General features: G+C 26.5%; 5 protein-coding genes. 1 reads left to right on the forward strand and 4 read right to left on the reverse strand.

The features are described 5' to 3' along the window. Positions 1 to 44: 44 nt before the first annotated feature. The 4 genes from FLA105534_RS23715 to FLA105534_RS23730 all read right to left on the reverse strand — a co-directional run bounded on the left by FLA105534_RS23715 (position 45) and on the right by FLA105534_RS23730 (position 3,038). Positions 45 to 560 carry a hypothetical protein gene (locus tag FLA105534_RS23715; RefSeq protein ID WP_217427741.1) on the reverse strand — a complete coding sequence of 172 codons (516 nt, stop codon included), beginning with the start codon at positions 558 to 560 and terminating at the stop codon, positions 45 to 47. A 340-nt stretch (positions 561 to 900) separates the two neighbouring features. After that, entirely contained in the window at positions 901 to 1,518 is a 618-nt protein-coding gene (locus tag FLA105534_RS23720; protein ID WP_173968540.1) for a hypothetical protein, read from the reverse strand. Positions 1,519 to 1,961: 443 nt separating this feature from the next. Then, positions 1,962 to 2,294 carry a hypothetical protein gene (locus tag FLA105534_RS23725; RefSeq protein WP_173968541.1) on the reverse strand — a complete coding sequence of 111 codons (333 nt, stop codon included), beginning with the start codon at positions 2,292 to 2,294 and terminating at the stop codon, positions 1,962 to 1,964. Between the two features lie 198 nt (positions 2,295 to 2,492). Further along, complete coding sequence (locus FLA105534_RS23730) at positions 2,493 to 3,038, reverse strand: hypothetical protein (RefSeq protein ID WP_173968542.1); 546 nt, start codon at positions 3,036 to 3,038, stop codon at positions 2,493 to 2,495. 398 nt (positions 3,039 to 3,436) lie between these two features. Between FLA105534_RS23730 and FLA105534_RS23735 the strand changes: the two genes are divergently transcribed. Next, positions 3,437 to 3,838 carry a DUF6939 family protein gene (locus FLA105534_RS23735; RefSeq protein ID WP_217427742.1) on the forward strand — a complete coding sequence of 134 codons (402 nt, stop codon included), beginning with the start codon at positions 3,437 to 3,439 and terminating at the stop codon, positions 3,836 to 3,838. The last annotated feature ends 194 nt before the right edge of the window (positions 3,839 to 4,032 follow it).

The raw sequence follows: 4,032 nt of genomic DNA on the forward strand, positions 1-4,032 counted from the left end.
AGATATTAGTGCGTTAATTACAAGTATAATAGTAAATATTTTTTTCATTTGGTTTTAATTTTTAAGACGAGTAAAATTATAATAAGCGGAATGAATGAAAGATTAAAATACAAGTTCGAAACAGCATTCATCTTTTCAGAGCTTATATATTTTTTGTCTTCTAAAAAGGCAATACCATTGATGCTGTTTTTTAAGACGTTTATTTTTTCTACTTTTTGATGATAAAAGCTATCTAATATATTTGAATTTACGTACTCATAAGTAATCTCCTGTTTAGTTTTGGAGTGTAACAAATGTCCTCTGATTATAGTGTAATCCTTGAAAGTTGTGGATGATCCCTGATTTGAAGTTGCCTGAGTTTCAATATAGGCGGTATCAACTACAAAAACAGCATTTTTCAAATATTCTTTAGGATTGTACAATGCGATATAATTTTCATAATTTTCCTGAAAAGGTTTCTTTATATCTCCATCAATAAGACCGTGTACAGCCATTGTAAAGGTCACAATAAATACAGTTTTAATTATCTTATGTTTTTTTAAAAAAGTAATGTTTTTCATTTTAATTAAATCTTATAGTGTGTTTGTATTCGCCCCAGCTGTTGTAAGTGTCTCGCTCGTATCTCTATCTAAGTTATTCTATAAAATACGTACTGTTTTATTTCAATGAATATATTTATAATTAAAATATGATTTTTATTTATTCAAAGAAAAAAATGATTAAGAGAATTGATTGATTTGTTGTTTTTTAAATAGAAAAAGCTCTGTGGTTTCCAGAGCTTTTGATGTTTGTAGAGGAGTTCTTTTTTGAGACACTATCTTGGAAATGTGTAAGTAAAAAAAAGAAGAATAGTTTTTAATGCCTTTCATTTTTAACTTATATAGTTATTGAGAAACTACTTTAATTAATCTGATATTGAGAACTTACCCTATTAATCTTTAATGGGACACTGTAATTTGATATTTCTACAATGATATTTTTATCATCCTCAACAATATAGCCTTCATTTTGGTTTTGTGAAAATGATTGAATGGTTATCGCAAATAATAAGACTATTGAAAGTTTAGTTTTCATTTTTACTTTTTTTGTTATTGTGATTAAGCACGGAATTATCATTATGATTAAAGCATAGATAATTATACCGCTAAAATAAATTTCTGGGCTCAATTTATCGCCTTCTCTTAGAATCATTTTTTGTGCTTTTTTACAGTACCATACTTTGAGATATTCGCCTTTAGAATCAGATAATGTATTTTGTTTCAAGTAAGATCTACTATAATAGATATTATCTTTTGTTTTTTGTTTTTCTAGAGTACCATAATACCATGAATTTGATCCACTAGAACTTGTAGAATTGTTTTCTTCTTTTTTATAAATATATAATTTATCTTTTTCATAGTATTTGTCCGGATGTAAGTTATAATAAATCAATTTAAGATTCATAAAGTCATTCATTGATTCAGAAATAAGTCCGCCAAAGGCAAAAACTAATGTAACGTAACACAATATTTTTTTCATTTTTTATTGTTTAGGTGGTTCTACGATTTGTATCTTTTTATAAAGTGAGGCTGTTTCATATTTTACTCCACGAACTCTAATGTACATGCCCGCAGTAAAATCGCTGGCAAATGTCTGCGACTTTGCGCCAACTTGCAAACGTCTAGTTTAAAACACATAAACTGTAAAGTTTCAGACTTTAAAGCTAAATTTACTAGATACAATTTATGAGAAAGAAAGAATCAAAATAATATTAAGAAATAAATATAAAAAGTCGGGAGATTTTTACGAACTTTAATAATTCAATAAGCGTAAAAAAAGCGCAAAGTCAGAGACATTTGCACAGCTTTTCAGTTGAACACTTCGGAAAGCTGGTACTTTTATCATTTTTACTTTTCAAATAAGAATATTATTTTAATTATTCGTTATCCTCGGCTTCCCATCTACCGAGCTTTTTTCTTTTTTTAATTTGATGTTAATGCTAATTCTCTTATTTCTTCATCTTCTGATTGTGAAATAGTTTCTAATGCATCAATATTGTATGGCTCTGGTTGTGCGCCAATAGCATAGATAATTTTACGAATATATGGATATTTTAAATCTTCATCATACTTATAGAATTCAGGAAGAGAAGATATGACCTTCATTAAGTACTCTATACTTTTTTTATCTTTATTATAATATTGTTGTAATGATGAAATGATTTCTTCATGATCATGATGTCCAGATTCTAATAAAAAAAAGTGTAATAATTTTAAAAAATCAGTTTCCGATATAGAAATCGGAAATCTCCACAATATTGCATTAAATCTATTATTGAAAACATGGTTAGTTTTTGATTCTAATAATAATTGCTTTAACTCTTCAAAATTTGCTTATAAGGAAATATTGGAAGTAGTTCATCTCTACTCATTCTATAATTCTCGTGGAAAATTTTCCAGTCTTTTTCTGATACTTTTATCACTTTTACTTTTCAAATAAGAATGTTATTTTAATTATTCATCCTCCTCAGCTTCCCATCTGCCAAGTCGTTTTCTTTTTTCAATTTGATGTAATGCTAATTCTCTTATTTCTTCATCTTCTGATTGTGCAATTATTTCTAATGCTTCAATGTTATACGGTTCTGGTTGTACACCAATAGCATAGATAATTTTACGAATATATGGATATTTAAGTGCTTCATCATATTTATAAAATTCAGGAAGTGAATAAAATGCCTGCATTAAATATTTTAGATTCTCTTTATCTTCATTAAAACTATTTTGAAATGAACCAATTATGGATTCATGATTATGATGCCAATTCTCTAATAAAAAGAATTGTAATAATTTCATAAAATCACTATCCGGCATAGAAATCGGAAATCTCCACAATATATCAGTAAATCGTGTATCGTATATAGAATCAGTTTTTGACTCTAATAACAACTGTTTCAACTCTTCATAATTTGCCCTATAAGGAAAAATGAGAAATAATTTTTCTCTACTAATTCTATAGTTTTTATCAAATACTTCCCAGTCTTTTTCGGATACTTTTATCATCTTAATTATTGTTTCAAAATATTATTTCTGTCTCATTATGCTGATCACTACTAATTAGGATATTAAAAAACATATTATATGTTTTATAAACTTTGGATCTTCGTATGTAAACTATATCTAAAATCGCCACACCAATTTTTGTATATTTGCTGTTAAATTACATTGAAGAAAGTTTAAGAAATAATGTAAAGTAAAGAACATAAAAAGGGTAACAGATAGTAAGTTATTTTTTTATTTGTTATTACTGAAAATCTATTTACTAAAAGATATAATAAGGAATTCATCTAAAATTTACTCGATTTATGTCGTTTATTTTGAAAATGTAAACGAACAAGTTTAAAAAGAAAAAACTCTTAGCAGTAGTTAATACTATTGAAAAAATCAAAAATACTTCAAAAATGCCAATATTTATCTGTCATAAAAGAAAATCCGTTCAAACTATACAAAAAGAATATCCAAATTCTGAAATAATTGATGTAACATCAAAAGCTACAAATGATTTTGTAAAATTTAGCCCTTTTTATCCAGTTGGAAATATTCCAATTCCTTTTATAGATAATTGTTACAGTGAATCTGTTGAAGGGATTTGGCAAGGCCTAAAGGTTTTTGAAAATTACGGAATTGATGAATCTAAGTTTTTGATTAAAAATATGAAAAACTTGAAAAGAACGACTAGAAAATTCGGTATTGTATTAGGACATCAAAAGGGAATAAATAGTTCTGAACTTTTGGATTATTATAATGCTAGACTAAATATATATGTTCCGTCTTATGAATATGTGTTAAAAAAAATATCTTAATGATTTAGTAGAAGAATTGAAAATAATTTCTTCCACTAAATCATTAGTATTATTAGATTAAGAGACAAATACAGATCTTCAAAATATAACTAAGCCGCTATCTCATGCAAGTCTTATTAAAAGTTTTATAGAGAATAACTAGTTCATTTAATTTTTAATCTCCTAACTCTTTAAGAGGAGTATTATAATGAGGA

Source organism: Flavobacterium collinsii (assembly GCF_902804485.1).
Classification (GTDB): Bacteria; Bacteroidota; Bacteroidia; order Flavobacteriales; family Flavobacteriaceae; genus Flavobacterium; species Flavobacterium collinsii.

Coding starts and splice junctions, on each gene's coding strand:
- FLA105534_RS23715 (WP_217427741.1), bottom strand. CDS start 560: ATGAAAAACATTACTTTTTTAAAAAAACATAAGATAATTAAAACTGTA.
- FLA105534_RS23720 (WP_173968540.1), bottom strand. CDS start 1,518: ATGAAAAAAATATTGTGTTACGTTACATTAGTTTTTGCCTTTGGCGGA.
- FLA105534_RS23730 (WP_173968542.1), bottom strand. CDS start 3,038: ATGATAAAAGTATCCGAAAAAGACTGGGAAGTATTTGATAAAAACTAT.
- FLA105534_RS23735 (WP_217427742.1), top strand. CDS start 3,437: ATGCCAATATTTATCTGTCATAAAAGAAAATCCGTTCAAACTATACAA.